Source organism: Acidovorax temperans, from assembly GCF_006716905.1.
GTDB lineage: Bacteria > Pseudomonadota > Gammaproteobacteria > Burkholderiales > Burkholderiaceae_C > Acidovorax > Acidovorax temperans.
In genome coordinates, this window is the sequence record NZ_VFPV01000001.1 from 32,025 (window position 1) to 58,078 (window position 26,054).

Genomic DNA, 26,054 nt, shown 5'->3' on the forward strand with positions numbered 1-26,054 from the left:
AGTTGCAGGCTGAGAGAGTCCCTTTGAACCTGATTGCGCCCCTTTCACCAAGACTGAGGCCCGAGATCATCCTCGCGCAGGGAAGCCGTCACGCCACAGCCATGCCCCGCACCGGGCAGCGCCAGGGCGGGCGTTGCCGCCTTGCGCTGTTGTTATCTGATTGAACAGACCGCTGCGGAGCTTTTGCATGACGTCACCCCACCCCCCTGCCCCATCGGCAGCCCAACCATCGGCAATCAACGAGGCCCTGGTGCCCGTGTCTGCCGATCGCCGCGTCTTTCAGTGGCACGACCACGCCTCGCTCTGGTTCAGCCTGGGCGTGGGTCTGCTGGTCATGCAGGTCGGCGCCTACCTGATGCCCGCGCTGGGCACCCAGGAGGCCTTGTGGGCAATTGTGGCGGGCTCGCTGCTGGGCGCCGGGCTGCTGGGCTGGGTGGCCAAGCTGGGCTGCGACAGCGGCCTGGCCAGCGCGGGGCTGATGCATGCGGTGTATGGCCGGGGCTTTGCCAGCCTGCCCATCGTGCTGAACATCGTGCAACTGGTGGGCTGGGGCACGTTTGAGCTGGTGGTGATGCGCGATGCCACCGTAGCGATTGGGCAGCAATCTGGCGGCCTGCAAGGGGCCCAGTGGCCCGTACTGGCCACGCTGCTGTGGGGCTGCGTGGTGATGCTGCTCATCAGCGGGTCGATGGTGCAACTGGTGCGCAAGCTGATCGCCCGCGTGGCCCTGCCCCTGGTGGTGCTGTCGCTGCTGTGGCTGAGCTGGCAGTTTGTGTCGCTGGCGCAAGCCCAGGGCTTGAGTGCGCTGTGGAACCGGCAGGGCGCTGGCGGCATGGGCGTGCTGCCCGCGCTCGACCTGGTCATCGCCATGCCCATCTCGTGGCTGCCGCTGGTGGCCGACTACGCCCGCCACGGCAAGAGCGGCGGCGCTGCGCTGCGCGGTACCTGGCTGGGCTATGCGCTGGCCAACATGTGGTGCTACAGCCTGGGCGTGCTGGTGGCGTTGACGTTGCCCTCTACCGACCTGGTGCAGGCGCTGCTGCTGGCGCAGGGCGGGCTGATTGCGCTGTCGCTGATACTGATCGACGAGGTGGACAACGCTTATGGCGACACCTACTCCGGCGCGGTGTCGGCCCACAGCCTGCTGCCACGCTGGAGCATTCGCCGCTGGGGGCTGGCAGTGGCCGCCCTGTGCACGGGTCTCGCCCTGGTGCTGCCCATGCACAGCCTAGAGCCCTTCCTGCTACTGCTCAGTTCGGTGTTCGTGCCGCTGTTCGGCGTCATCCTGGGGCGCTTGGCGTTTGGCACCCACGCCCCCACGCTGCTGGCACAGGCCCGGGTGGTGAACGCCTTGCCCGTGGCACTGTGGCTGGCGGGCATTGCGGTGTACCACCTGGCACCCAAGGTTTTGCCGGGCGCTGGATCGGCCTTGCCAGCACTGGCGTTCAGCTTTGCGCTGGCCTGGGCCACCCGGCCCAAGGCGCGCTGATTGCTATCAAAATATGAGCTGTCAGCGCTTTATTGATAAGCGCTCGCGGCCAAAATGATTAAGAATTCTCAAACACCCGCTGCGCGATGGGTGCGTAGCCGTGGTTCAGCGGCCCATGGCCGCGCCCCGTGGTCACATCGGCTCCGGCGGCAATTGCGCCCAGGATGTAGCTGCGGGCTTGCTCCACCGCCTGCTGCAGCGGCAGCCCCAGCGCCAGGTGGGCAGCAATGGCGGACGACAGCGTGCACCCGGTGCCATGCCCGTTGTGCGTGGCAATGCGCGGCGACTGAAGCTTGTGCGCTTGCGGTGCACCGGGCATCGACAGCACATCCACCACCCAATCGCCGGACAAGTGCCCGCCTTTGAGCAGCACCGCCTGCGCGCCCAGCGCACGCAGGTCTTGCGCGGCGGCTTCCAGGGCATCGGCGTCTTGCAGGCTGCGGCCCAGCAGCCAGCCCGCTTCGTCCAGGTTGGGCGTGATCACCTCGGCCAGCGGGAACAGCTCACTCACCAGCACGCCCACAGTCTCCTGCGCAATCAGTCGGTCGCCACTGGTGGCGACCATCACCGGGTCCAGCACCACATGGGGCAACTGGTAGGCGCGAATGGCATCGGCCACCACGCGCACCACTTCGGGCGAATGCAGCATGCCGATCTTGACCGCATCCACGCCAATGTCTTGCACCACAGCATCGATTTGGGCCTTGAGCATGTCAGGCGGCACGCCATGGATGCCCGTGACGCCGCAGGTGTTTTGCGCCGTGATGGCGGTGATGGCCGTCATGCCGTAGCAGCCCAGAGCGCTGAAGGTTTTGAGATCGGCCTGAATGCCTGCGCCGCCGCCGCTGTCTGAGCCGGCAATCGACAACACGCGTGCGTAACGGGATGACACGCGCGCGTCACTGGGCAACACGCGTGCGTGTGGACGGCCCGCGTGGAGCCCTGTAGAAGAGGAAGTCATGGCAAAAATTATGGCCTATGCGCCAGGTCAAGCCACGCCAAAAGGGGATGTGCTGTAATTGTTTTTTCCGGACGAAACAGGGGTGTCCCGCCGCTTCAACGGTGTGTGACTGAGAAATACCCTGGGGCCCGCAGCCACGCTGCACTGCGCCCCGCTACCCGATCCAGGTCATGCTGGCGTGGGGAGTTTCCACCAACGGCGCTGCGCCCTCCGTTTTGTCCACTGTTGCCTTTCTACAGACGGACGCCAGACGGACCCCTATGTCACTTTCTCCTTCATCCTTCGCAATTCTGGGCGCCGGCCTCATGGGCCGCCTGCTCGCCGTAGAGCTGGCACGCCAGGGCCACCGGGTTGAGATTTACGACGCAGGCAGCCCCCAGGCAGAACAATCGGCCGCCACGGTGGCCGCCGCCATGCTGGCACCGCTGGCCGAATCCGCCATCACCGAGCCAGGCGTGGTGCGCATGGGCCACTACGCGCTGCCACGCTGGCAGCAGTTGATTGCGTCGCTGACCGAATCGGTATTTTTTCAGCAGGCGGGCACCTTGATCGTCTGGCACCGCCAAGACGCTGCAGAAGCCCAACGCTTTACGCGCGTGCTGGAAGCCAACCAGCAAACCACCCCGGAGCTGCTGCCACTGCAAAAGCTGGACAGCGCTGCTCTGGCACAAGCAGAGCCTACGCTGGCAGAGCGCTTCAATCACGGCCTGTATCTGCCGGGCGAAGGCCAGCTGGACAACCGCCAGTTGCTGACCAGCCTGTTCGCTGAAATGACACGGCTGGGTGTGCAGATGCACTGGAATGCGCCCCGCACGCCCGAGGCCTTTGCACCGGGCACGCCAGGGCAACCCGACTGGGTGCTGGACTGCCGAGGCCTGGGCGCTCGCCAGGACTGGAAAGACCTGCGCGGTGTGCGAGGCGAGGTGGTGCGCCTGTACGCACCCGATGTCACCCTGCAACGCCCTACCCGCCTGGTGCACCCCCGCTACCCCATCTACCTGGCGCCCAAGCAAGACCATGTGTTTGTGATTGGCGCCACCGAGATAGAGTCCGACGACCTGTCGCCCGCCAGCGTGCGATCGACGCTGGAGCTGCTGAGCGCAGCGTATGCCGTGCACCCTGGCTTTGCCGAGGCGCGCATTCTCGAAATTCGCACCCAGTGCCGCCCCACCCTGCCCGACAACCTGCCCGCCATTCGCCAGCCCCAGCCGCGCGTGCTGGAGGTCAATGGCATGTACCGGCACGGCTTCATGATTTCTCCGGCAATGCTGGACGTCACCCTGGAAATTCTGAACACAGGACAATCGCAGCTTTCAAAACGATTTGATCTGCGGCTTGAACTGCTGGGGCAACCAGCCCCCGCCGTTCAGGCAGCCAGCGCATTGGCATGAAGATTTTCATCAACAACCATCCTTACGAACTGCCGGAAGGCGCCACCGTCACCGATGCCGTGGCCGCCATCCAGGCCCGGCCGCCCTTCGCTGTCGCTGTCAACACCAGCTTTGTGCCCAACACGCGCTACGCAGCACACGCTTTGCAGCCGGGCGACCGCGTAGAAATCATCTCCCCTGTGACGGGCGGCTGATGCCCCAACAACCCATGACCGCTCTTACCTCTCCAGATTCGCTGGTCCTTTACGGCCACACCTTCACCAGCCGCCTGCTGCTGGGCACCTCCCGGTACCCCTCGCCCGCCATTCTGGAAGCCGCCGTGGCGCGGTCGCAGCCCGCCATGGTGACGGCATCTCTGCGCCGCCAGGGCAGCAACCCGGCCGAAAGCGGCGCCAGCTTCTGGGAGCTGCTGCGCAAGCTCAATGTGCCCGTGCTGCCCAACACCGCGGGCTGCCACAGCGCCCAGGAAGCCATCACCACCGCCCAGATGGCCCGCGAGGTGTTCAACACCCCGTGGATCAAGCTGGAACTGATCGGCGACGACTACACCCTGCAGCCCGACACGCTGAACCTGGTGAGCACGGCCGAGCACCTCATCAAAGAAGGCTTTCAGGTGCTGCCCTACTGCACCGAAGACCTGGTGCTGTGCCAACGCTTGGTCGATGTCGGCTGCCAGGCCGTCATGCCCTGGGCTGCGCCCATTGGCACCGGTCGCGGCCCTGTGAACCCCTACGCGCTGCAAACCTTGCGTGAGCGGCTGAGCGTGCCACTGCTGGTGGATGCAGGCCTGGGCCTGCCCTCCCACGCGTGCCAGGTCATGGAATGGGGCTATGACGGTGTGCTGCTGAACACGGCCGTGGCCCTGGCGCAAGACCCCGTGGCCATGGCCGGTGCTTTTGCCGATGCGGTGCAGGCTGGCCGGGCTGCCTACCGCGCAGGCGCCATGACCGCACAGGACTCCGCCCAGCCCAGCACCCCCGTGCTGGGCACGCCCTTCTGGCACCACGACCAACATGCTTGATGCCACCACGGCCGCCATGGCCCAATCCATCCAGAGCTTGCACGCAGCAACGTTTGCGGGGTTTGAACCGCTGCAACCCCCAGCGCCCACAGGTAAAGATCCTGTGTACCTGGCCGCTTTGCACGCCTGCAGCCAGCTGGGCTTCATCGCCCACGACGCAGAATGCCTGGCCCGTGCCTGGCTTGCTCAATCCACGCGCACCGGTCAGTTCGACGCAGCACTCTGGCCCAGTGACCCACGCGACTATGGCTTGCAAACTACACCACGGACCAGTGCCTTTGTCACCTGCCCCCAGGCACTCGGCTTGTATGCCGTGTTGCCCGATGCCGACTGGGTGGGCCGCATGGCACATGCGGGCGTGCCCACGGTACAGCTGCGCTACAAGTCGGATGACGCTGTAGCGATTGCCCAGGAAGTGCGCAAAGCCGTGGCTGCAGTCGCGGGCACCCCCGCCCTGCTGTTCATCAACGACCACTGGCGGGAAGCCATTGCCGCCGGGGCCTACGGTGTGCACCTGGGGCAGGAAGACCTGGACGCACTCACCCCCGAAGAACTGCAGACCCTGCGCGATTCAGGCCTGCGGCTGGGCGTCAGCACCCATGGGTATGCCGAGATGGTGCGCGCCGATGCGGTGGGCCCCAGCTACATAGCCATGGGCGCCGTGTTCCCTACGACGTTGAAAAAAATGGCGACGGCTCCGCAAGGGCTGGGGCGGCTGGCGGCTTATGCCAAACTCATGAAGAGCTACCCTCAAGTTGCCATCGGCGGGATAGGGCAAGATCAATTCGCCGAGGTATTGGCCACCGGGGTCGGCTCCATCGCGGTAGTGCGCGCCTTGGTCAATGCCGACCAGCCTGAAGAAGCTGCAGCGAGCCTGATGGCGGCAATGCGAGGTTGAGTGACCTGCGGGCGGGGTTGTTGATATTTCCACCTGCGTCACCGCAAGGCTGCTGCTGCGGCATCGGAAAGCTGGGTTGCGCAACCCCTCAAACCACCCGCTCAGGGCTTCTTATCAGTGGGCTTGAGCGGCTCCAGCTCCAAGCTCAACTCCATCAGATCGTTGGAAGACCCGAACCCAATCGGTGTGCCAGGGGCTGGAGGCGGGGTTACCAAAACAGCTGGCAAATCACTGATGGTGATGGGAACGGGCTCAGACAAATCAATGTCCAGCGTGACGGACGATTGGTACTTTGCACCTCTCGAGCCGACAGCAGAAGCTGATGCAGGAGGCTGCACTACCGGCTTGGGCTCCTGAGGTGCCAATTTGTTCTCGTCCACCGCAGCTTCCGCACGCGGTGCGGGCGGCTCAAAGCCAAACTCCAGGGCGGCTGCCAGCGAGTCCAGAGGGAAGTCTGGCGTGTGGTCCAGCGGCGCCAGCGAACTCAAGGCATGCGCGGCTGCGGCCTCAAAAGTCTGTGGATGCGGCGTGGTACGTTTGCGCGGAGGTGGTGCGCCCCGCGCACTCGATGGCGTCGTCTGCGCAATCGCCAACAGTAGCAGCAGGTCATCAAAGGCAGCCAGATCAAAGGGCGCCTTGCGCGTGTCACCGGGCCGGTAGAACATATGCTTCTCCAGCACATGGAGCACGTTGGGAGAGCTCCACTCGGCCTCGATTTCAGCCAGGGCTTCCAGGTACTGGTCCAGCGGCTTGCCCAGGCGGTCAAACGCCGAGAACTCCGGCACATGCGCATTGAAATGGCGCATGAACTGCTGGCGCAGGGCGTTGAAATCTGCAGCACGGCTCAAGGTACGGTACAGGCGCAGCAAATCCAGGTACGTCACCGGCGAGGTTTCCTCATGCTGGGCGATGTGCTGGCGCAACACCTCGACGGCCTGGTCGTGCTCGCCCACGGACACGAAAAACTCTGCCTGCTGCTGAATATCGAACAGCTCTTCTGGATTGATGATGTGGTGCAGTGGTGCCTGCGCTGCTGGTGCAGCCGTGGGGGCCGGTTCAAAACCAGCGTCCTCCAGCGAGACTTCACCGGGCTCGGCCGCATTTTCTGACGCTACCGCCTGCACCACAGGCATGGGCGCAGCCACGGGCGGGGTCGCAGCAGGGGTCAGAGGACGACCCCAGCGGTCTGTAGGCGGTGCAACCACCTCTTCCACAGTTTCCAGATCGACCACACTTGGCTCGTCAGCCCTTCGGCTGCTGACCGCCACGGCTTCACGCCATGAACGTTCGGACTTGGATGCCGCCCGGTCAGAGCGGCGCCACAACCATCCGCACAAGCCCAGGGCCACGGCCAGCGCGCCACCCAAGCCGTAGACCATCCACGAGGGAAGGCGATCAGCCTCCATCTCATGCACCTGCCTTTGCAACTCAGCGGTCGCGGCCTGGTTACGGCTCGCGCTGGCGCGAAACTGGGTCAATTCGGTTTCCAGCTTACGCAGGGCTGCTTCCTGCTGCGCCAATGTCTGGGGATCCTGATTCAAGGCACGCCACAACGCAGCCGCTTGCTCCCGCTGGGGTGAAGTTTCTGATGCGGGGGCTTGTGGCAGTTCCGGCGTGGTGCGCAGGGCCAGCGGCATTTCAAGCCAGGCATCCAAAGGCTCCATCACCAGCCGAGAGCGCGCAGGCTCCCGGGGCGCAGCCTGCTTGACTACCGATGGACGCGGGGAAACACGCGCTTCTTTGCGCGCCACAGCGGGCGCAGATGCCGCCTTGGTGGGCGCAGGGCGCGGAACGGTGGCGCTGCTACCCTGTGGAGCGGAATTTGAGACGGGCACATCCACCGCTGTCGGTGCTGCGATGCGCGATGGAGTGGTCACCGTCGCTTGCGGCCCAGGAACTGCAACGCTGCGCGGTGCCGTCTGCGGAGGGTCTGCAAAGAAAATGTAGGTACGGGCCACCCGGCCCGCACAGCCCGCTGTCAGGGTGACCTGGACGATGGGCTCGTCGATAGCGACAGAGGCTTGCACACGAACGCCGCTACGTCCGCTGGTTTCTGGCAAGGGCGTGACGAAGACCTTCGATTCGCTCAATTGCGCATCGCCCGACTTCACCGTAGCAGCAACACAAGAAGAAGCCACGTCCGAGCCAGTATCTGGCTGCACATCAAAAGTGAGGTCGAGCGAACTACCCAGGACCACAGCTCCCCTGCTTGCCCCAAGGGAAAGCGCTGAAGCACCGGCTGCGATAGCCCACAGACCGGCTCCAAGGATGTTGTTACGGAGTTTCACAATTAATTTTGTTCTTGGCTCGTTGGATTCTTGCACATAAGTGGCAACGCAGGGCCGCAGCCATAATCGCGCTATGAAAATTCATTTTTCCAGCATCGCCGTGGTGGGCGCGGGGGCCATGGGCCAAGGCATAGCGCAGATTGCGGCACAAGCGGGCAGTCACGTCTGGTTGCTTGATTCCAAGCCCGGCGCAGCAGACAAAGCCAAGCAAGCCATCCAGCAGCAATGGGCCAAACTCGCCGCCAAAGGCCGCGTGACAGAGGAGCAAGTCCAGGCCTGGAATCAACAGTTGCAAATTGCCAACACTTTGGCTGAACTCGGGTCTTGCCAACTGGTGATTGAGGCGGTGGTGGAGCGTCTTGAGGTCAAGCAAGCACTCTTCGCAGAGTTGGAGCGCACCCTGCCAGCCAACGTGGTGTGGGCAACCAACACTTCTTCCCTGTCTGTGACGGCCATTGCAGCCGCGTTGCAGCAACCCGAACGACTGGCCGGTTTCCATTTCTTCAACCCCGTGCCGCTGATGAAGGTGGTAGAGGTGGTGGCAGGCCTCAAGACCGATCCAGCCCTGTGCCAAGCCCTCACAGCCTACGCCCGCGAAATGGGGCACACCCCGGTGCAGGCGCAAGACACACCGGGCTTCATCGTCAACCACGCCGGGCGTGGTTTTGGCACCGAGGCATTGCGTATCGTCAGCGAGGGCGTGGCCGACTTCGCCACCATCGACCGCATCCTGCGCGACCAGGTGGGTTTCAAGCTCGGGCCCTTCGAGTTGATGGACCTGACGGCACTGGACGTGTCGCACCCCGTGATGGAATCCATTTACCACCAGTATTACGAAGAGCCGCGCTTTCGCCCCAGCGTCATCACGGCACAACGGCTGGCAGGCGGGGTGCTGGGCAAGAAAGTGGGAGATGGCTTCTATCGCTACGAAAACGGTGTGGCCCAGGTGCCCGCAGAGCCGCCTGTCCCGGTGGTGCAAGACATACCGCCCGTGTGGGTCTCGCCCCGAGCATCGCGACGCATGGAGCTGTACCAGTTACTCAAGGACCTGGGCGCCGCCATCGAGACCGGTGCATCGCCCTCACCCACAGCCATCACCTTGGTCGCCCCCCTGGGGTTTGACGTGACCACCGTGGCAGTGGTCGAACGGCTGGACCCGGCCCGCACCATTGGCATCGACATGCTGGTGGAAGAAGCCGCCACCAAGCGGCGCGTACTGGCCACCAACCCGGCCACGCGCGTGGACATTCGCAACGCCGCGCACGCCCTGTTTGCCCGCGATGGCAAGCCCGTGAGCGTGATCCGTGACAGCGGCGGCTTTGTCACCCAGCGCGTGGTGGCCACCATCATCAACATCGCGACAGATATTTGCCAGCAAGGCATTTGCTCACCCAAGGATCTGGAAACCGCCGTCACCCTGGGCCTGGGCTACCCACTGGGGCCTTTGGCCATGGGCGACCGCTGGGGGCCCACCACACTGGGGCCTTTGGCCATGGGCGACCGCTGGGGGCCCACCAATATCCTGGAAGTGCTGTTCAACATGCAGACCGTGTACGGCGACACCCGTTACCGCCCCAGCCCCTGGCTGCGCCGGCGAGGCGCCATCGGCCTGAGCCTGACCCACGTCGAAGAAAGCTGAATCCATGCCCGCCCAACTCCTGAGCACCAGTGAAGGTCAGACGCTGGTTCTGACCCTGAGCAACCCCGGTCTGCGCAATGCAATGGAGCCCTCCATGGGCGCGGCTTGCATCGAAGCACTCATCGTGGCCGAGCGCAGCCCCGATGTACGCAGCGTGGTCATCACCGGCGCGGGCGGCATGTTCTGCTCGGGCGGCAACCTGCAAAGCCTGCAGGCCAACCGCCAGCAGCCCCCCGAAGTGCAAGCCCAGCGCATTGAAGGCCTGCACCAATGGATCGAGACCGTCCGCACCTACCCCAAGCCCATCATCGCGGCGGTGGAAGGCGCTGCGGCTGGCGCAGGCTTTTCGCTGGCCCTGGCGTGCGACATGGTGGTCGCAGCACGCGATGCGGTGTTTTTGATGGCATACAGCAATGTGGCCCTGTCGCCCGACGGAGGCGCCAGTTGGAGCCTGGCACACACCCTTCCCCGCCCTTTGGCCACCGAGCTGTTGATGTGTGGCGACAAGATCACCGCCGAGCGGCTGCATGCATTGGGCCTGGTCAACCGCCTGAGCAACCCAGGCGATGCTCTGGGCACAGCGCTGCAACTGGCAGATCGCCTGAACCAACGTGCTCCCAACGCTTTGGCCAGCATCAAGGAACTGCTGAGCGATGCCGCCCACCAAACGCTGAGCCAGCACCTCAACAGTGAACGCGATCACTTCGTCAAAAACCTGCACCACCCGAACGCGGGGGAAGGCATTGCAGCGTTTCTGGAAAAGCGCGCGCCGCGCTACGAGTGAACGCCTTCACCAGCCGCCTTCACCAGCCTGCCAAGGCTGGTGAAGGCCTGTGCCCTGCGCCCCTCTCGGCCCAGGGCATTTTTTTCGTCTGTACGTCGCAGGCTAAGCGCCCAAGACACAGACACACAGGTGACAACACTGAGCGAATAGCCCGGTCCCTCACGCGACAATGAAGCTGTTTCCAGTCACCCAAAAGACAGACCATGGACGACCCGATTCTTACCATCGAAGAACGTGAAGCGATCAATTCCGGTCGCTGGTTCTCATCCCTTTCTCCGTCATTGCGACACGACATCCTCCGATGTGCATACGTCAAACGCTTCAAAGACGGCGGCCTCATAGCCGCCCGGGGCGATCCGCCCGAGGAGTGGATTGCCTGCGCGCGCGGCGCGGTGCGGGTCAGCTCCACCTCCATCTCGGGCAAGCAGATCACGCTGACCTATGTGGAGCCGGGCATCTGGTTTGGGGACGTAGCCATCTTCGACGGGGATCGGCGCACGCACGATGCCTACGCGCACGGCGACACCACCATTCTTTGCGTGGCCAAGGCAGACTTCAAGAAAATTCTGGCCGCGCACACCGAGTTCTACGAAGCCATGCTGCGCCTGCATGCACGCCGCATTCGGCAACTGTATGGCTTGGTGGAAGACCTCAACACCCTGCCCCTGCGGGCGCGCTTGGCCAAGCAGCTCATGCACCTGGTGCGCAGCTATGGCATTCCCAGTTTGTCGGACGGCAGCGAGATGCGCATTGGCCTGCAACTGGCCCAGGAAGAGCTGGCGCAATTGCTGGGCGCATCGCGCCAGCGGGTGAACCAGGAACTCAAAGCCATGGAACGCGAGGATGCGATTCGCATCGAGCCGGGTGGCCTGGTGGTGCGCAACCGCGAAGCACTGATGCGCATTGCCGAAGCAGACATCTGAAGGTCCACTTCCGGTCACCGCCGTGTTCTCCGTGCGCAAACCCTGCGCACCCCACACCTGCCGCACCTGCAGCGGCAGGCTCGCCCCTCTCATATCACCGCATGCGGCGCGCTGCACGTCCGCAAAGCCTTGCCGCGTCTACACACCCAACCTCACATGAGCAACTTTGACCACTTCGTGGGCACACGCCCTGTGTCCGAACAACACGCCTTCGATGTTGCCGCGCTCACCAGCTGGCTCGGTCGCCACATGCCAGGCTTTGAAGGGCCCCTGACCGTCGAGATGTTCAAAGGCGGACAGTCCAACCCCACCTACAAGCTCATCACGCCCAGCGCCAGCTACGTGATGCGTGCCAAGCCCGGCCCAGTGGCCAAGCTGCTGCCTTCGGCCCATGCCATCGAGCGCGAATTCGCCGTGATGAGCGGCCTGCAAGGCACCGATGTACCCGTGCCACGCATGCATGTGCTGTGCGAAGACGAATCGGTGATTGGCCGCGCCTTCTACGTGATGGAGTGCATGCAAGGCCGCGTGCTGTGGGACCAATCCCTGCCCGGGATGACGCCGACCGAGCGCGGCGCCATCTACGACGAGATGAACCGCGTGATTGCCGCGCTGCACACCGTGAAGTTTGCTGATCGGGGCCTGGCCAACTATGGCAAGCCCGGCAATTACTTTGACCGCCAGATTGGCCGCTGGAGCAAGCAATACGTCGCCTCTATCACCCAGCCCATCGAAGAGATGGACCGACTGATGGAATGGCTGCCCGCACACATGCCTGCCAGCGCCAGGGATGAGAGCCAAGTCTCCATCGTGCATGGCGACTTCCGGCTGGACAACCTCATGTTCCACCCCACCGAGCCCCGCGTGATCGCCGTGCTGGACTGGGAGCTGTCCACCCTGGGCCACCCGCTGGCTGACTTCAGCTACCACTGCATGAGCTGGCACATCCCGGCGGCACTGGGGCGCGGCATTGCAGGGCAAGACCTGGCCGCACTGGGCATTCCGGACGAAGACAGCTACATCCGCAGCTACTGCGAGCGCACTGGCATTGCCACGCCCGAAGCACTGCGGGCCGACTGGAACTTCTACATGGCCTACAACATGTTCCGCATCGCGGCCATCTTGCAGGGCATTGCCAAGCGGGTGGAGGCAGGCACCGCCTCCAGCGCGCAGGCTAAGGCCTCGGGCGAAACGGCCCGTCCCATGGCGCAACTGGCCTGGTCTTTTGCCCAGCGCGGCTGACCCTGCCCCACAGAACCACACGACCAATTTTTCACGGAGAACCCCATGGACTTTGACTACTCCCCCAAAACCAAAGAACTGCAGGCCAAACTGCTCCAGTTCATGGACGAGCACATCTACCCAGCCGAAGCCGACTACACGGCCGAGCTGCAGGCCAACACGGCTGCAGGAAAACGCTGGAGTGCACTGAACACCATCGAAAACCTCAAGCCCAAGGCCCAAGCCGCAGGCTTGTGGAATTTGTTTTTGCCGGTGGACAGCGCCGCCGCCTCAGGCTACGCAGGCGCAGGCCTCACCAACCAGGAATATGCGCCCCTGGCAGAAATCATGGGCCGCGTGCCATGGGCCAGCGAAGTGTTCAACTGCTCGGCACCCGACACCGGCAACATGGAAACCATTGCCCGTTACGGCAGTGAAGAGAACAAGGCCCGCTGGCTCAAGCCATTGCTCGAAGGCAAGATTCGCTCTGCCTTCGCCATGACTGAACCGGCCGTGGCATCAAGCGACGCCACCAACATTGAAACCCGTATTGAACGCCAGGGAGACGAATACGTCATCAACGGCCGCAAGTGGTGGATTTCGGGCGCGGCCGACCCACGTTGCGCTGTGTTCATCACCATGGGCAAGAGCGACCCCGATGCGCCCAAGCACTCGCAGCAAAGCATGGTGCTGGTGCCCGCTGACACCCCCGGCATCAAGATCATTCGCCCGCTCAACGTGTTCGGCTACGACGACGCCCCCCACGGCCATGTGGAGATGACGTTTGAAAACGTGCGCGTGCCCGTCTCCAACATCCTGCTGGGCGAAGGCCGTGGCTTCGAGATCGCCCAAGGGCGTCTGGGCCCCGGGCGCATCCACCACTGCATGCGCCTCATTGGCCTGGCCGAGCGCGCGCTGGAGCTGATGTGCAAGCGCGCCAGCAGCCGCGTGGCCTTTGGCAAGACCGTGGCCCAGCAAACCGTGACGCAAGAGCGCATTGCCGAAGCCCGTTGCAAGATCGACATGGCCCGCCTGCTGACCCTGAAGGCCGCCTGGCTGATGGACGTGGCAGGCAACAAGGTGGCCAAGACCGAGATCGCCATGATCAAGGTGGTAGCCCCCAGCATGGCCTGCCAGGTGATCGACTGGGCCATGCAGGCCCACGGCGGCGGCGGCATGTGCGACGACTTCCCCCTGGCCTACGCCTACGCCGGTGCGCGCACCCTGCGCTTTGCAGACGGCCCGGACGAAGTGCACCGCAACGCCATTGCCAAGTGGGAGCTGGGCAAGTACGGCAGCTACGGCCGCGACGCGGGCGTGCCCATCACACGCGGCGCCTAACAGGCCGTTGAAAAATCCCCCGCCGACGCTGGCGTCGGCCAGTACGATCTGAAGCCATCGGCGAACAACCCAGACGAGGACGATGAGAGGCAACCAAGACTTCCAGGGGGCGATGTTCAGCTACATCAGCCTTGAAGAGCGCGTGCCGCAGACACACCCGCTGCGCAAACTGCGCGCCGCAGTCGATGCGCTGCTGGCGACGATGAACCGCGAGTTCGACGCGGTGTACGCCCGCCGGGGCCGCCCCTCGGTGCCGCCGGAGATGCTGCTCAAGGCCCTGCTGCTGCAGATCCTGTTCTCCATCCGCAGCGAGCGCCAGTTGGTCGAAGCGGTCAACTACAACCTGCTGTACCGCTGGTTCGTGGGCCTGAACATCGAGGACAAGGTCTGGGACCACTCCACCTTCAGCGCCAACCGCGAGCGGCTCTTCAACGAAGACTTGGCCCGCGCCTTCTTCGAGCGGGTCAAGCACACCGCCGATTGGGCGAAGTTGACCAGCGACGAACACTTCAGCGTGGACGGCACGCTGATCGAGGCCTGGGCCTCGCACAAAAGTTTCAAGCGCCGGGACGACGACCAAACCCCGACTGAGGGGCGCAATCCCGAGGTGGACTTCAAAGGACAGCAGCGCTGCAACGACACCCACGCCAGTACCACGGACCCCGATGCCCGGCTGTTCAAGAAGAGCGCGGGCGACAAGGCTCGCCTGTGCCACATGGCGCACATCCTCATGGAAAACCGCAACGGTCTGATCGTGGACGTGGAGATCACCCATGCCAGCGGCACCGCCGAGCGCGAGGCGGCGCTGGCCATGTTGAAGCGTCGGGACAACAAGAACAAGCGGGCTACGGTCGGGGCCGACAAGGGCTACGACAGCAAGGCCTTCATCAAGGGCTGCCGAAAGCTCAAGGTCACGCCGCACGTGGCGGCCAAGGACAAGCACTCGGCGGTGGATGCCCGGATCACCCGACACGAGGGCTACAAGACCAGTCAGAAGGTGCGCAAGCGCATTGAGGAGGCCTTTGGCTGGATCAAGACCGTGGGTGGTCTGGCCAAGACCAAGCTCATCGGTCAGGCCAAGCTCACGGGTCAGGCGCTGCTGTGCTTTGCCACCTACAACCTGGTGCGCATGGGCAGCATCGGCGGCTGGTGGGACGCGCATCATGCGTGAGCCCGGGGATACGTGCGCCCGAAATGGGCGAGATGGCCTGCAAACAGGCCAGATTGGCCGGTGCAATCGCTGCGCAGACGCGTCTGGGCCACTCGTTTCTTCGAAAACAGCGTCCCTGATGCGTTCGATGCCCACTTTTTCAACGGCCTGCTAAGGCATAGGCTGCCCACGAGCGATACGCAGGGAAGTGCATGATTTGCACTTCCCTGGGGTCTCCAAATTTGGTTGGCAGGCACAGGGGCTAGTGGCGGATAGTCGCTCGGTATCTGTGGGAAATCCCTGACCCCGCTGCAGGTTCGCTACCTGCACGGGGCATTGACTGGCCCTCCCACAATGCACTTCATCTCAACACACCGAGGAAGTGCTATGTCCCTTTCCCTGATTCTCCTAATCGTCCTGATCTTGATCCTGATTGGCGCTCTGCCCACATGGGGTCACAGCCGCTCTTGGGGGTACGGCCCCAGCGGGGGGATCGGTCTGGTAGTGCTGATACTGGTCATCTTGCTGCTCATGGGCAGGATATGACGGTCTATTGAAGTTGCGCAAACTGCTACAAGCCACCAGCTGCTTGTGCAATCAACGCACAACCCAGACTGAAACAAAAAAGGGAGCCTGCCAAGCACGCTCCCTTTTGCTTTGATGAGTTGCTCGGGAAAGAATGTCCGAGCAACCTCAAGATTGGCGACGGAGGCCCGTGCGCCAACGGGCACGCCTCCTGCGCCAATATCACGATCAGCCCATGTGCAAGCCACCGTTCACAGAGAAGTCTGCGCCGGTCGCGTAGCCGCCTTCGTCCGACGCCAGCCACGCAATGATGGAAGCGATCTCTCTGGGCTCACCCAGGCGTTTGACGGGAACGGTGGCCACGATCTTTTCCAGCACGTCAGGGCGGATGGCCTTGACCATGTCGGTGCCGATGTAGCCGGGGCTCACGGTGTTGACGGTCACGCCTTTGGTGGCCAGCTCTTGCGCCAAAGCCATGGAGAAACCGTGCATGCCAGCCTTGGCAGCAGAGTAGTTGGTCTGGCCCGCCTGGCCCTTTTCGCCGTTCACGCTGCTGATGTTGATGATGCGGCCCCAGCCCTTTTCCACCATGTCGGCAACCACTTGCTTGGTCACATTGAACATGCTGTTCAGATTGGTTTCGATCACGGCGTCCCAGTCCTCGCGGGACATCTTCAGGAACATGCGGTCGCGGGTGATACCGGCGTTGTTCACCAGCACATCAATGGTGCCATGCTCAGCCTTGGCCTGGGTGAATGCCTCGACGGTCGAATCCCAGTCGCCCACGTTGCCCACCGATGCGTAAAAGGTGAAGCCCAGGGCTTTTTGTTCTGCCAGCCACTTGGCGTGGTCACGCGTGGGGCCACAGCCGGCGATGACCTTGAAACCATCCTTGTGCAAACGCTGGCAGATAGCGGTACCAATGCCACCCATGCCACCGGTTACATACGCTACTTTTTGGCTCATGCTATTTCTCCTTGTGTAAGTGATCTGCCTGGCACCACTCTACCGAAAATTTGTGAGCTGGCTGTGCAGGTAAACACTGGAGCGTGCGGTCTTTTCCAAAAAAAGTAACGAAACATGCAGACCGTCGCACGGGTGCAACGGGCATGAAAAAGGCCGCGCATCCGCGCGGCCTTGCAGGGGATCAAAAAAAGCAGTGGGCTCAGCGCTCAAGCGCCAGCGAAACGCCCATGCCGCCGCCAATGCACAAGGCCGCCAGACCCTTCTTGGCATCACGGCGCTGCATTTCGTGCAGCAGGGTCACCAAGATGCGGCAGCCCGACGCGCCAATGGGGTGGCCAATCGCGATGGCACCGCCGTTGACGTTGACCTTGGCAGGATCAATGGCCAACTCTTTGTTCACTGCGCAGGCTTGTGCCGCAAACGCTTCGTTCAACTCGAACAAGTCCACATCGGCGGCGTTCCAGCCAGCGCGTTGCAGAGCCTTGCGGGAAGCAGGCACGGGGCCCATGCCCATCGTGGCGGGGTCCAGGCCGCTGGTGCCAAAGGCCGCAATGCGCGCCAGGGGCTTGAGGCCCAGCGCTGCGGCCTTCTTGGCGCTCATCACTACCACGGCGGCGGCGCCGTCATTGATGCCCGAGGCATTGCCGGCCGTTACGCTGCCGGCCTTGTCAAACGCGGGGCGCAGGCCCGCCAGGGCTTCGGCACTGGTCTTGCGGTTGAGGTACTCGTCCACGTTGAAGACAACCGGGTCGCCTTTTTTCTGGGGAATGCTCACACCCACGATTTCGTCCACAAACTTGCCCGCATCCTGGGCGGCTGCAGCTTTTTGCTGGCTGGCCAGGGCCAGGGCGTCTTGCATGTCACGGGTAATGCCGTATTGCTTGGCGACGTTCTCGGCCGTGATGCCCATGTGGTACTGGTTGTAGACGTCCCACAGGCCGTCCACGATCATGGTGTCCACCATCTTCCAGTCGCCCATGCGCTGACCATCGCGCGAGCCATTGAGCACGTGGGGCGAGAGGCTCATGTTTTCCTGCCCACCCGCCACCACGATTTCGCTGTCACCCCAGGCCACGGCCTGGGCAGCCAGCATCACGGCCTTGAGGCCGGAGCCACACACGGCATTGATGGTCAAAGCGGGTGTTTCCTTCGCCACACCAGCCTTCATCATGGCTTGGCGGGCAGGGTTCTGGCCTACGCCAGCAGCCAGCACCTGGCCCATGATGACTTCACCGATCTGGTCAGACGCCAAACCAGCACGCGCGATGGCTTCACGGATCACCACGGCGCCCAGCTCGGTTGCCGGGGTCTTGGCCAGCGAACCGCCAAACTTGCCCACCGCAGTGCGGGCGGCAGAAACGATAACGATGTCTTCCATGAAAGTCCTTTCAGTGTGAATCTCTTTTGCCCGGTGGCGCATCACCATGCGCTTCGAGGGGCAAGCCCAAACATTCTCTCAGTCCTGCAAGTCAGGACTTTTGCTTAACGTAGCTGCCAGGAGCTGGCTCGATGGCCTTGAACTTGGCGCCCTTGCCATAGGTCTTGGGGGCGGCAATCTGCTTGCCAGCGTGGGCCTTCAACCAGTGGGACCAATCGGTCCACCAGCTGCCCGCATGTTCTGTGGCCCCTTCAAGCCATTGCTCCAGGGTGGCGGGCAGCTTGCCATCGGCGCGAATCCAATGGCTGCGTTTGTTCTTGGCGGGTGGGTTGATGACACCGGCGATGTGGCCCGAGGCCCCCATGACAAACCGCTTTTTGCCGGGCAACACCTGGGTGGACGCATAGGCAGCGTTGATGGGCACGATGTGGTCTTCGCGCGAGCCGTAGATGTACACGGGCAGCGTGAGCTGGCCCAGGTCCAGCTTCTCGCCACACACGGTGAGCTTGCCGGGCTGCACCAGGTTGTTTTCAAGATAGAAGTTGCGCAGGTACCAGGCGTAGAAGGGACCGGGCAGATTGGTGCTGTCGCTGTTCCAGTACAGCAGGTCGAACGGGGGCGGCGTTTCGCCCTTGAGGTAGTTGCCCACCACGTAGTTCCACACCAGGTCATTGGGGCGCAGGAAGCTGAAGGTCGAGGCCAGGTCTTGCCCCTTCATCAGCCCGCCCTTGCCCATTTGCAACTCGCGGAACTGCACGAATGCCTCGTCGATGAACACGTCCAGAATGCCGGTGTCGGCAAAGTCGATGAGCGTGGTGAGGAAGGTGGCGCTGGCCACGGGCTCTTGCCCGCGTGCTGCCATCACCGCCAGGGCGTTACTCAGAATGGTTCCGCCCACGCAAAAGCCCAGCGCATTGATTTGGTCGGCCCCGGTGATGCTCTGCACCACGTCGATGGCCGCCATGGCGCCGTCTTCCACATAGTCGTCCCATGTTTTGTGGGCCAAGTCTTCGTGAGGATTGCGCCAGCTCACCACAAAGGTGCGGTGCCCCTGCTCCACCGCGTAGCGGATGAAGGAGTTGTCGGGCTGCAAATCAAGGATGTAGAACTTGTTGATGCAAGGCGGCACCAGTAAAAAGGGCCGTTCGTACACTTTGGTGGTGAGGGGCTTGTATTCGAGCAACTGGAACAGCTCGTTTTCATACACCACGGCACCCTCGGTGGTGGCCACGTTGCGGCCCACCTCGAACAGGCTCTCGTCCGTCATCGACACATGGCCCTGGCGAATGTCGTGCAGCAGGTTTTGCATGCCCTTGGCAATGCTCTCGCCCTTGGTTTCGATGGCTTTTTTCTGCGCTTCGGCATTGAAGGCCAGAAAGTTGCTCGGGGCCATGGCGGCCATCCACTGCTCCACGCCAAAGCGGATGCGGGCACGGGTTTTTTCGTCGCCCTCTACCGCATCGGCCAAGCCCATCAGGGTGCGAGCATTGAGCAGGTAGGCAGCCGCTGAGAAGGCCGCCACGGGGTTGGAAGCCCAACCGTCTCCGCTGAAGCGGCGGTCTTTCACCTCGGGCGTGCCTTGCAGGCTTTGCGACCACAGCGCCTGCGCCTCCTTCATGTACTGCTCTTGCAGGGCCTGCAGCTTGGCGGGAGACAACTGCACCGCAGGCACCTTGCCCGGGGTACCGCCCAGGTCCAGGTTCTGGAAGGATTGCAGCGCTTTGGCCCAGCTGTCTCCAAATATCTGTTGGAATTGCTGGGCACCTTGGGCCCAGAGTGCTTCAGAATTCATGCTGCGTTCCTCAAAGGGTGGTCCGTCGGGCGGGCTGCAGGGGTTTTCACCCGCTCTGGTTCATTGTTGCCCAACCCGCTGGGGCATGGCAACCATGATGGAGCGTTTCACCTACATACACACCAATGTACCTTGTCCTGATTGCATGGCTTTACGTCACTTTGATGATGGCAGTGGCCGAGGCCACCAGCCCCATGGGTACGGTGCTGGGCGCTGTCATGACGTTTGTGCTGTATGGCTTGCTGCCGATGGGCATCGTGGGCTACATCCTGGGCACCCCATCACGCAAACGCGCCATCAAGGCGCGCGAGATGGCCGAGCGGGCCGCCTACGAAGAAGCACAGGCCCAGGCGGCGGCGCCCGCCTCAACCCCGCCAGATGCAGGCGGCCAGACGCCCGCTGCCGCCGAGCAAAGCCGTGTCACGCCGATGGGAAAAGAACCGGGCTGACTGCGTGACCGTGCACCACGCTGCGCTGCTGTCATTGCCATAAATGCGCGTGACGCCCATGGCCTGCAGGCGCAAACGGGCCAGGCCTGCCAAATCGGCCAGCCATTTACCCTGCTGGGTGGGCGATGGAACAAAGCAGGAGCTGTATTGGGGGCCCGCAGCGCAAAACGCCTCGCGCACTTCCGGGCCCACCTCAAAAGCCTGCGAACCGATGCAAGGCCCCAGCCAGGCCAAGGTGCCGCGGGCAACCGCTTCCAAACTTTCAGCGTTGCTTGCTACATTTTCAATAGCTGCTTGCGCTTTATTGGTAAGCGCTAGAGCGTGAAATCGCTCAAACAGTGCGTGCATGGCAGATTCCAGCACACCCACCCCGCCCTGGCCCGCCAGGCCCCGCCAGCCCGCGTGTGCAGCCCCCACCACAGCGCCGCTGGTGTGGGCAAGCAAGACCGGCAGGCAATCGGCCACCATGATGGTGCACACCACGCCAGCCTCGGTCGCCACGCAGGCGTCGGCCTGGGTGTTGTCGGGGGTGGAGGCGGTCAATGCAGCCACGCCCGTGCCATGCACCTGGCTTAAAAACACAGGGCGGGCGCCCGGTGTGGATTGACCCAGGGCCGCCTGCAGGCGGGCGCGGTTGGTTTGCACCGCCTGGGGGTCGTCGCCCACATGCGTGCCCAGGTTCATGCTGGCATAGGGCCCCTGGCTGACACCGCCTGCGCGCGTGGTGCACAGGGCCTGCACGCCCGCCGGGGCAGGCCACTCAGGCACCAGCCAATCTGCGGGCAGCGCAGCGCCTAAATCGCCGCTCACGGCGCGTTGTCCGGACACGCCGAGGGCTGGGCCTGGGCGAATGCAGGCAGGGCCATGCAGGCATCGAATGCAGCCATGGTAAGCGGCAGGCCATCGAGGTTCACGCCAAAGCGCTTGCCGTTGAAGATTTGCGGCACCAGGCAGCAATCGGCCAGCGTGGGGGTGTCACCCCAGCAATACACCGAGGGGGCCAGCCCCTGCGCCTGCCGCTCGGCGGCCAGCAGTGCCAGCTGGCGCTCAAAGGCCTCCAGGCCCTGGCGCACCCAGTGGTGGTACCAGGCATTTTTCGCGTCTTCATCGGCGTGCAGGGTACCGGTGAGGTACTTGAGCACGCGGGGGTTGTTCAGCGGGTGGATTTCGCAAGCCACCATTTGCGCCAGGGCGCGCACCCGGGCGCGGGCCAGGGGCGTGGTGGGTAACAGCGCAGGGGTGGGTTGCAGCTCTTCCAGATATTCCATGATGGCCATGGATTGCGGCAGCACGGCCCCCTCGTCGGTGACCAGGGCGGGTACCAGGGCGTCACCTACCAGGTTGGCGTAGGCCGGGTCGCGGTGCTCGCCACGCAGCAGGTGCACCGGCAGGTACTCATAAGGCAGGCCCTTGATGTTGAGCGCGATGCGCACGCGAAAAGAGGCCGAGGATCGGAAATAGTTGTAGAGCTTCATGGTCAAGCGCAAAGCGGATAACGGGGGTACTGACGCAGGGATGGGGACGCCCCCAACACCTCAGCGCCCGTGGCTTTCGGTGCCGGTGCTGAACACCAGTTTGGTCAGCAAGGCGTTGAGCTGGGCTTGTTCCTGCGGCGTCAGGGGGGCGACCAGCCTTTCCTGCACGCGCTGGGCGGCCGGGCGCATGCGCAGCACGGCAGCTTCGCCTTCGGGGGTGATCCACAGGAGTTTGCGGCGCCGGTCCTGGGTATCAGGCTCACGCCGCACCCAGCCGCGCGCTTCCAGGCGCCCGATGACCGAGCCCGACGTGGCGGCATCAAACGCCACACGGGTGGCCAGCGTCACCTGGTCCTCGCCCGGCTGTTCCAGCAGTGCGTGCAAGATGGCGAACTGCACGGGCGTCACATCAAAGTCGGCGGCTTCTTCCATGAAAAGCGCCACCGAGCGCTGGTGCGCTCGCCGAACCAGGTGGCCCGGCGCGGTGTGTAAATCGAAGCTCTTGGGCATGGGCGCGAGTGTAGCGCCCCCCTGCAAACAGCCCGTGCCCGTGGCACACTGCACTTCATGCGCCCACAGCCAAGCCATGCTTCGCTAGCGGGCGCGGCACTGTTTTTGGGCTGCGCACAGCAGCCACACCACAACGAAAGGCAGACATGAGCTACGTGTTCCCCCCCGCCCCCGCCCCCAGCGTTCCTGTGGTGGGCACTGAAGCGCAATTTCCGGTGCACCGCATCTATTGCGTGGGCCGTAACTATGAAGAGCACGCCAAGGAGATGGGCTTCACAGGGCGCGAGCCACCCTTCTTCTTCATGAAGCCAGCCGACGCCATCGTGGTCGCCCCTCCCGGCGCCACCACCCCGCTGCCCTACCCGTCCCTCACGACCAACCTGCACCACGAGATCGAGCTGGTGGTGGCCATTGGCAAGGGGGGCAAGAACATCAAGGCGGCCGATGCGCTCTCGCACATCTACGGCTACGCCGTGGGCCTGGACATGACGCGCCGCGACCTGCAAAACGACATGAAGAAACAGGGCCGCCCCTGGTGCATTGGCAAGGGCTTTGACGCCAGCGCCCCCATTGGCCCCATCACTCCCATCGATCAGGCGGGTGACATCGCCAAGGCCGCCATCTGGCTGCAGGTCAATGGCGCCGACCGCCAGCGCAGCACCGTGGCCCAGCTCATCTGGAACATTGCCGAAACCATCGAGCACCTGTCGGCCGCCTGGGAGCTGGCCCCCGGCGACCTGATCTACACCGGCACCCCCGAAGGCGTGGGCGCCGTGGTGCGCGGCGACACACTGGAAGGCGGCGTGGACGGCCTCACCCCGCTGCGCCTGAGCGTGGTGTAGCCGCCCAGGCAGCGCCTGCATTCACTTCAACTCACTTCACTTCACTTTTAATAGCTGCCTGCGCTTTACCCATAAGCGCTAGCGGCCTATTTGACTTATATTTTTGGCATGACCTTTCGCAGCCCGATCAAACACTGCCGCGACTGCGGCACGGCCGTTGCCTACCGCCTGCCCGACGACGGCGACACCAAGCAGCGCGCCGTGTGCCCCGCCTGCCACACCGTTCACTACGAAAACCCGCTGAACGTGGTGGGCACCGTGCCCGAGTTCACCGACGGCCGGGTGCTGCTGTGCAAGCGCAACATCGAGCCGCGCTGGGGCAAGTGGACGCTGCCCGCCGGGTTCATGGAGCTCGATGAAACCACGGCACAGGGCGCAGCCCGCGAAACCGACGAGGAAGCCGGCGCCCAGATCGAGATGGGCCCGCTGTTCAGCCTGCTGAACGTGCGCCGCGTAGGCCAGGTGCACCTGTTTTACCGCGCCCGGCTGCTCAGCGACCAGTTCAACCCCGGCTATGAAACCATCGAGGCGCGGCTGTTCACCGAGGCAGAGGTTCCGTGGGACGAACTGGCGTTTCGCACCGTCAAGGAAACGCTGGCGGCCTACTTTGCCGACCGGCGCCGTGGCAGCTTCGGGCTGCACTGCATCGACGTGGAATAGCCCCGTGCCCTCGCACCGTGCGGTGCCAGGGCCACGAGGCGCTCGGTCGCTCATTCATTCAATGGGGCATCGGGATGGATTTCCAGCCGGAGTGATCAAAATGGCGGCCGTAGGTGTTGAGTGCCTGGGCAATCTTCACCACCCCGGCAGCGCGCGCCTTGTCGCCTTCCTTGCCCTGCACGGCATCCACGCCGCCCAGGATCTCGCCGATCACGATGTGCAACTGGGCATCGGCCTTCGGATCAAGCTTGCAGTTTTCCACGATGTACGCGACCTGTTTGGAGACTTCTGCGCCCAAGGCGTCGTAGTCGGCTGCCTGGGCCTTGCCCGCGTGGGCCAGCGGCAGCGTGCGGTTGACGGCCTTGTGCATGGCGCTCATGCCCTGGCGCAGCGGGGCATCGATGTGCCATTTCTTGCCGGCATTGAGTTCGATTTTCTGGGGTGCGGCCGCATCGTGGTCATGGCCAGCCGGGCTGGCGGCCAGCGTGGCAAACGGCAGGGTCAAGGCGGCGGCGAGCACAAGGTACAGAGGGGATTTCATGAGAAGACTCCGGTAGGTTGAACAAAAGGGCCGGCAATTGCCGGGCCTTGTTGCTTCAAACGAAGGACGACCACAAATGTTCCATCTGTTTTGCATCTTTTTTAATGCAACCCCTCCAGCGGCCCCGCTCCGGCGGCGCTCAATCGCGGTGCAGCAGTTCCTCTTCCGTGGATTCCTGGGCATAGCGGCTGAGCAGCAGGGCCATCAGGCGGGCACGCTGCCCCTCGTCAAGCAGCGCGCGCTCCGCCAGCAACTGCGCAATCACGCGTTGCTGCTGCACGTCCTGCAAGGCGGCAATGCGGGCCTGCTCTGCGTCGATGGCGGCGCGCTGCGGCGGGTCGGCAAAAATGTGCCGCACCAGCGCCTCGCGGTGGCGCCGGATCTCGGCCCAGTTCGCGGCCACCTCACGCAGAAAGGCGGGTTCGAGCTGTTGCCAGCGCTGGCGCTGCTCGGCACTCAGTTCCAGGTAATCCGGCAGGTTCACGGGGCTTGTGCGCACGGCATCCACACCCGGCTGCGGTTGCAACAGGTGCATGGCTGCGGCCACCAGGATGCCCGCATTCAGGGCCAGCGACACGGCCAAAAGCCATGCGGGTACGCTGCGGCGGTTCATGGCATTCCTTTCGAAAGACGACAGAGTTCTGCGGCGGCGCACAGGCCGCCCGGTGGCACCGGATCAAACACCCGCACCAGACCGGCACCCGGTGCCATGGCAGCACCGCCGCCCAGCAGCAGGCCGCCCAGCCAGATGCCCGACGCCAGCGCCAGTCCGCCGGCCAGCCCTGCCGGCATCCAGCCCAGCCAGCCGGACCAGGGGGGCGCCGGGCGCGAGGCGCGCTGGCGGTCACGCTGGCGCTCGTTCAGCCGATCGTTCAGTTGCGCAGCCAGATCAAAGCCCAGCTGGGGCGACGGCATGGCGCGCAGGCTCTGGCCCAGCGCGGTAATTTCATCAAGCCGGTGCTGGCACACCGGGCAGCCCGCCATGTGCTGGCTGAAGCGGGCGCGTTCAGCGGGTTGCACCATGTCGTCCGCATAGGCGGACAGATCGTCGTGGTGGGGGCAAGTCATGGCAAGGTCTCCATTCAGCGCGGCATTTTTTCCAGCAACCCGGCGCGCGCCCGTGCGATGCGCGACTTGACGGTGCCGACGTTCAGTTGAAGCACGGCGGCAATGTCTTCATACGACATTTCTTCGATCTCCCGCAGCAGCAGGATCTCGCGGTGCTCTGGCGGCAAACGCGCCAGGGCTTTCTCCAGGCCCTGGAAGCGCTGGGCCGTCTCCAGCACGGCATCGGGCGCCGGTGCGGGGTCGGGGTGGCTGGCGGCTTGGTCTTCGTCCCACGGCACAAAGGCCACGCGCTTGCCGCGCCGCAGCCAGTCAAACGCCAGGTTGCGGGCAATGCGAAACAGCCAGGTGCTCAGCCGGGCATCTGGCGTCCAGCGCGCCAGCGCCTGGTAGGCGTGCAAAAACGTCTCCTGCGTCAACTCCAACGCATCGTCGGGCGACCGCGTGAGCCGCACTAAAAAGCGGTAGATGCGATTCTGAAACCGGCCCACCAGCTCCGAAAACGCTGCGCGATCACCCCGCTGTGCGTGCGCGGCGCATTCTTCGTCATCGAGGTGGCTGCAGATTCCCATGGTGAACGAGGGCTTCAACGCGCGGGTGGCCGGAATGTTCCATGTAATTTTGTGATTCCGGGCTCTGGTGCTACGCGCGCCCGCGTCCTGGCATGTCGATGGACATCAGAAGGCCGCTGTGTGCCGGGGGCTCCGCACGGCCTGGTTAGCCCGGGCTGCGAAACCACGAAAGC

27 protein-coding genes are annotated in these 26,054 nt (G+C 63.8%); 15 read left to right on the forward strand and 12 right to left on the reverse strand.

Going from position 1 to position 26,054, the window contains the following annotated elements:
* Positions 1-187: 187 nt before the first annotated feature.
* Positions 188-1,489 (forward strand): purine-cytosine permease family protein, encoded by a 1,302-nt coding sequence (locus BDD18_RS00170; protein ID WP_142080690.1) that lies wholly within the window; start codon positions 188-190, stop codon positions 1,487-1,489.
* 58 nt (positions 1,490-1,547) lie between these two features.
* On the opposite strand, the gene thiD is transcribed toward BDD18_RS00170, so the two are convergent.
* Positions 1,548-2,450, reverse strand: a complete 903-nt coding sequence (gene thiD / locus BDD18_RS00175; RefSeq protein WP_142080692.1) for a bifunctional hydroxymethylpyrimidine kinase/phosphomethylpyrimidine kinase — start codon at positions 2,448-2,450, stop codon at positions 1,548-1,550.
* 260 nt (positions 2,451-2,710) lie between these two features.
* Between thiD and thiO the strand changes: the two genes are divergently transcribed.
* Genes thiO through BDD18_RS00195 form a run of 4 tightly spaced genes read left to right on the forward strand, consistent with a single transcriptional unit; the run spans position 2,711 to position 5,760 of the window.
* The gene (gene thiO / locus BDD18_RS00180; RefSeq protein ID WP_142080695.1) at positions 2,711-3,841 is read left to right on the forward strand and encodes a glycine oxidase ThiO; all 1,131 of its coding nucleotides are present in this window, start codon (positions 2,711-2,713) and stop codon (positions 3,839-3,841) included.
* Positions 3,838-4,035 carry a sulfur carrier protein ThiS gene (thiS, locus tag BDD18_RS00185; protein ID WP_044394592.1) on the forward strand — a complete coding sequence of 66 codons (198 nt, stop codon included), beginning with the start codon at positions 3,838-3,840 and terminating at the stop codon, positions 4,033-4,035. The genes thiO and thiS overlap by 4 nt, the downstream gene beginning before the upstream one ends.
* A 14-nt stretch (positions 4,036-4,049) precedes the next feature.
* Positions 4,050-4,862, forward strand: a complete 813-nt coding sequence (locus BDD18_RS00190) for a thiazole synthase (protein ID WP_066782779.1) — start codon at positions 4,050-4,052, stop codon at positions 4,860-4,862.
* Entirely contained in the window at positions 4,855-5,760 is a 906-nt protein-coding gene (locus tag BDD18_RS00195; protein WP_142080697.1) for a thiamine phosphate synthase, read from the forward strand. Before BDD18_RS00190 ends, BDD18_RS00195 begins: the two co-directional genes overlap by 8 nt.
* A 101-nt stretch (positions 5,761-5,861) precedes the next feature.
* On the opposite strand, the gene BDD18_RS00200 is transcribed toward BDD18_RS00195, so the two are convergent.
* Positions 5,862-7,958: a hypothetical protein gene (locus tag BDD18_RS00200; RefSeq protein WP_244938948.1), complete on the reverse strand. Its 2,097-nt coding sequence runs from the start codon at positions 7,956-7,958 to the stop codon at positions 5,862-5,864.
* Between the two features lie 163 nt (positions 7,959-8,121).
* Between BDD18_RS00200 and BDD18_RS00205 the strand changes: the two genes are divergently transcribed.
* From BDD18_RS00205 to BDD18_RS00240, 7 genes are all read left to right on the forward strand, one after another.
* Positions 8,122-9,687, forward strand: coding sequence for a 3-hydroxyacyl-CoA dehydrogenase (locus BDD18_RS00205; protein WP_142080699.1), 1,566 nt, complete (start codon positions 8,122-8,124; stop codon positions 9,685-9,687).
* Positions 9,688-9,691: 4 nt separating this feature from the next.
* Positions 9,692-10,471, forward strand: a complete 780-nt coding sequence (locus BDD18_RS00210; protein ID WP_142080701.1) for an oxepin-CoA hydrolase, alternative type — start codon at positions 9,692-9,694, stop codon at positions 10,469-10,471.
* A gap of 203 nt (positions 10,472-10,674) precedes the next feature.
* Positions 10,675-11,394 (forward strand): Crp/Fnr family transcriptional regulator, encoded by a 720-nt coding sequence (locus BDD18_RS00215; RefSeq protein WP_066693789.1) that lies wholly within the window; start codon positions 10,675-10,677, stop codon positions 11,392-11,394.
* A gap of 156 nt (positions 11,395-11,550) precedes the next feature.
* A complete protein-coding gene (locus BDD18_RS00220; protein WP_142080703.1) occupies positions 11,551-12,636 on the forward strand; it encodes a phosphotransferase in 1,086 nt (361 codons plus the stop codon).
* Positions 12,637-12,681: 45 nt separating this feature from the next.
* Positions 12,682-13,956: an acyl-CoA dehydrogenase family protein gene (locus tag BDD18_RS00225; protein ID WP_142080705.1), complete on the forward strand. Its 1,275-nt coding sequence runs from the start codon at positions 12,682-12,684 to the stop codon at positions 13,954-13,956.
* Between the two features lie 82 nt (positions 13,957-14,038).
* Positions 14,039-15,127 (forward strand): IS5 family transposase, encoded by a 1,089-nt coding sequence (locus tag BDD18_RS00230; RefSeq protein ID WP_142080708.1) that lies wholly within the window; start codon positions 14,039-14,041, stop codon positions 15,125-15,127.
* Between the two features lie 366 nt (positions 15,128-15,493).
* Complete coding sequence (locus tag BDD18_RS00240; RefSeq protein ID WP_015014216.1) at positions 15,494-15,652, forward strand: DUF3309 family protein; 159 nt, start codon at positions 15,494-15,496, stop codon at positions 15,650-15,652.
* A gap of 207 nt (positions 15,653-15,859) precedes the next feature.
* Here the strand turns inward: BDD18_RS00240 and phbB are convergent, their stop codons facing one another.
* The 3 genes from phbB to BDD18_RS00255 form a co-directional block, all read right to left on the reverse strand.
* A complete protein-coding gene (gene phbB, locus BDD18_RS00245) occupies positions 15,860-16,597 on the reverse strand; it encodes an acetoacetyl-CoA reductase (RefSeq protein WP_044394578.1) in 738 nt (245 codons plus the stop codon).
* A 199-nt stretch (positions 16,598-16,796) separates the two neighbouring features.
* Positions 16,797-17,975: an acetyl-CoA C-acetyltransferase gene (locus tag BDD18_RS00250; RefSeq protein WP_044402866.1), complete on the reverse strand. Its 1,179-nt coding sequence runs from the start codon at positions 17,973-17,975 to the stop codon at positions 16,797-16,799.
* 91 nt (positions 17,976-18,066) lie between these two features.
* Positions 18,067-19,767 carry a PHA/PHB synthase family protein gene (locus BDD18_RS00255; RefSeq protein WP_142080710.1) on the reverse strand — a complete coding sequence of 567 codons (1,701 nt, stop codon included), beginning with the start codon at positions 19,765-19,767 and terminating at the stop codon, positions 18,067-18,069.
* 125 nt (positions 19,768-19,892) lie between these two features.
* On the opposite strand from BDD18_RS00255, the gene BDD18_RS00260 reads away from it, so the two are divergent.
* A complete protein-coding gene (locus BDD18_RS00260; RefSeq protein ID WP_142080712.1) occupies positions 19,893-20,216 on the forward strand; it encodes a hypothetical protein in 324 nt (107 codons plus the stop codon).
* On the opposite strand, the gene BDD18_RS00265 is transcribed toward BDD18_RS00260, so the two are convergent.
* Genes BDD18_RS00265 through BDD18_RS00275 form a run of 3 tightly spaced genes read right to left on the reverse strand, consistent with a single transcriptional unit; the run spans position 20,133 to position 22,201 of the window.
* A complete protein-coding gene (locus BDD18_RS00265) occupies positions 20,133-21,026 on the reverse strand; it encodes a purine nucleoside phosphorylase YfiH/LACC1 family protein (RefSeq protein WP_244938949.1) in 894 nt (297 codons plus the stop codon). The two genes, BDD18_RS00260 and BDD18_RS00265, sit on opposite strands and share 84 nt — an antisense overlap.
* Positions 21,023-21,691, reverse strand: a complete 669-nt coding sequence (maiA, locus tag BDD18_RS00270; protein ID WP_066786333.1) for a maleylacetoacetate isomerase — start codon at positions 21,689-21,691, stop codon at positions 21,023-21,025. Before maiA ends, BDD18_RS00265 begins: the two co-directional genes overlap by 4 nt.
* Positions 21,692-21,751: 60 nt before the next feature.
* A complete protein-coding gene (locus tag BDD18_RS00275; RefSeq protein WP_044402876.1) occupies positions 21,752-22,201 on the reverse strand; it encodes a MarR family winged helix-turn-helix transcriptional regulator in 450 nt (149 codons plus the stop codon).
* Between the two features lie 146 nt (positions 22,202-22,347).
* Between BDD18_RS00275 and BDD18_RS00280 the strand changes: the two genes are divergently transcribed.
* Positions 22,348-23,043 (forward strand): fumarylacetoacetate hydrolase family protein, encoded by a 696-nt coding sequence (locus BDD18_RS00280; protein ID WP_142080714.1) that lies wholly within the window; start codon positions 22,348-22,350, stop codon positions 23,041-23,043.
* Positions 23,044-23,151: 108 nt separating this feature from the next.
* Entirely contained in the window at positions 23,152-23,703 is a 552-nt protein-coding gene (locus BDD18_RS00285; RefSeq protein ID WP_142080717.1) for an NUDIX hydrolase, read from the forward strand.
* A gap of 58 nt (positions 23,704-23,761) precedes the next feature.
* Here BDD18_RS00285 and BDD18_RS00290 read toward each other — a convergent pair whose 3' ends face one another.
* The 4 genes from BDD18_RS00290 to BDD18_RS00305 all read right to left on the reverse strand — a co-directional run bounded on the left by BDD18_RS00290 (position 23,762) and on the right by BDD18_RS00305 (position 25,881).
* Complete coding sequence (locus tag BDD18_RS00290; protein WP_066693815.1) at positions 23,762-24,244, reverse strand: hypothetical protein; 483 nt, start codon at positions 24,242-24,244, stop codon at positions 23,762-23,764.
* Between the two features lie 139 nt (positions 24,245-24,383).
* Complete coding sequence (locus BDD18_RS00295) at positions 24,384-24,857, reverse strand: Spy/CpxP family protein refolding chaperone (protein WP_066693823.1); 474 nt, start codon at positions 24,855-24,857, stop codon at positions 24,384-24,386.
* Positions 24,854-25,312, reverse strand: a complete 459-nt coding sequence (locus BDD18_RS00300; protein WP_142080719.1) for an anti-sigma factor family protein — start codon at positions 25,310-25,312, stop codon at positions 24,854-24,856. The genes BDD18_RS00295 and BDD18_RS00300 overlap by 4 nt, the downstream gene beginning before the upstream one ends.
* A 14-nt stretch (positions 25,313-25,326) precedes the next feature.
* Positions 25,327-25,881: a sigma-70 family RNA polymerase sigma factor gene (locus BDD18_RS00305; protein ID WP_142080722.1), complete on the reverse strand. Its 555-nt coding sequence runs from the start codon at positions 25,879-25,881 to the stop codon at positions 25,327-25,329.
* Positions 25,882-26,054 lie beyond the last annotated feature (173 nt).

Bases quoted from the DNA above. Each gene is read 5' to 3' on its own strand.
- BDD18_RS00195 (WP_142080697.1), top strand. From the start codon at position 4,855: ATGCTTGATGCCACCACGGCCGCCATGGCCCAATCCATCCAGAGCTTG.
- BDD18_RS00290 (WP_066693815.1), bottom strand. From the start codon at position 24,244: ATGAAATCCCCTCTGTACCTTGTGCTCGCCGCCGCCTTGACCCTGCCG.
- BDD18_RS00250 (WP_044402866.1), bottom strand. From the start codon at position 17,975: ATGGAAGACATCGTTATCGTTTCTGCCGCCCGCACTGCGGTGGGCAAG.
- BDD18_RS00220 (WP_142080703.1), top strand. From the start codon at position 11,551: ATGAGCAACTTTGACCACTTCGTGGGCACACGCCCTGTGTCCGAACAA.
- BDD18_RS00280 (WP_142080714.1), top strand. From the start codon at position 22,348: ATGAGCTACGTGTTCCCCCCCGCCCCCGCCCCCAGCGTTCCTGTGGTG.
- BDD18_RS00210 (WP_142080701.1), top strand. From the start codon at position 9,692: ATGCCCGCCCAACTCCTGAGCACCAGTGAAGGTCAGACGCTGGTTCTG.
- BDD18_RS00240 (WP_015014216.1), top strand. From the start codon at position 15,494: ATGTCCCTTTCCCTGATTCTCCTAATCGTCCTGATCTTGATCCTGATT.
- BDD18_RS00295 (WP_066693823.1), bottom strand. From the start codon at position 24,857: ATGAACCGCCGCAGCGTACCCGCATGGCTTTTGGCCGTGTCGCTGGCC.
- BDD18_RS00190 (WP_066782779.1), top strand. From the start codon at position 4,050: ATGACCGCTCTTACCTCTCCAGATTCGCTGGTCCTTTACGGCCACACC.
- thiD (WP_142080692.1), bottom strand. From the start codon at position 2,450: ATGACTTCCTCTTCTACAGGGCTCCACGCGGGCCGTCCACACGCACGC.
- BDD18_RS00275 (WP_044402876.1), bottom strand. From the start codon at position 22,201: ATGCCCAAGAGCTTCGATTTACACACCGCGCCGGGCCACCTGGTTCGG.
- BDD18_RS00305 (WP_142080722.1), bottom strand. From the start codon at position 25,881: ATGGGAATCTGCAGCCACCTCGATGACGAAGAATGCGCCGCGCACGCA.
- BDD18_RS00205 (WP_142080699.1), top strand. From the start codon at position 8,122: ATGAAAATTCATTTTTCCAGCATCGCCGTGGTGGGCGCGGGGGCCATG.
- maiA (WP_066786333.1), bottom strand. From the start codon at position 21,691: ATGAAGCTCTACAACTATTTCCGATCCTCGGCCTCTTTTCGCGTGCGC.
- BDD18_RS00260 (WP_142080712.1), top strand. From the start codon at position 19,893: ATGTACCTTGTCCTGATTGCATGGCTTTACGTCACTTTGATGATGGCA.
- thiO (WP_142080695.1), top strand. From the start codon at position 2,711: ATGTCACTTTCTCCTTCATCCTTCGCAATTCTGGGCGCCGGCCTCATG.
- BDD18_RS00300 (WP_142080719.1), bottom strand. From the start codon at position 25,312: ATGACTTGCCCCCACCACGACGATCTGTCCGCCTATGCGGACGACATG.
- BDD18_RS00230 (WP_142080708.1), top strand. From the start codon at position 14,039: ATGAGAGGCAACCAAGACTTCCAGGGGGCGATGTTCAGCTACATCAGC.
- BDD18_RS00215 (WP_066693789.1), top strand. From the start codon at position 10,675: ATGGACGACCCGATTCTTACCATCGAAGAACGTGAAGCGATCAATTCC.
- BDD18_RS00225 (WP_142080705.1), top strand. From the start codon at position 12,682: ATGGACTTTGACTACTCCCCCAAAACCAAAGAACTGCAGGCCAAACTG.
- thiS (WP_044394592.1), top strand. From the start codon at position 3,838: ATGAAGATTTTCATCAACAACCATCCTTACGAACTGCCGGAAGGCGCC.
- BDD18_RS00285 (WP_142080717.1), top strand. From the start codon at position 23,152: ATGACCTTTCGCAGCCCGATCAAACACTGCCGCGACTGCGGCACGGCC.
- BDD18_RS00170 (WP_142080690.1), top strand. From the start codon at position 188: ATGACGTCACCCCACCCCCCTGCCCCATCGGCAGCCCAACCATCGGCA.
- BDD18_RS00255 (WP_142080710.1), bottom strand. From the start codon at position 19,767: ATGAATTCTGAAGCACTCTGGGCCCAAGGTGCCCAGCAATTCCAACAG.
- phbB (WP_044394578.1), bottom strand. From the start codon at position 16,597: ATGAGCCAAAAAGTAGCGTATGTAACCGGTGGCATGGGTGGCATTGGT.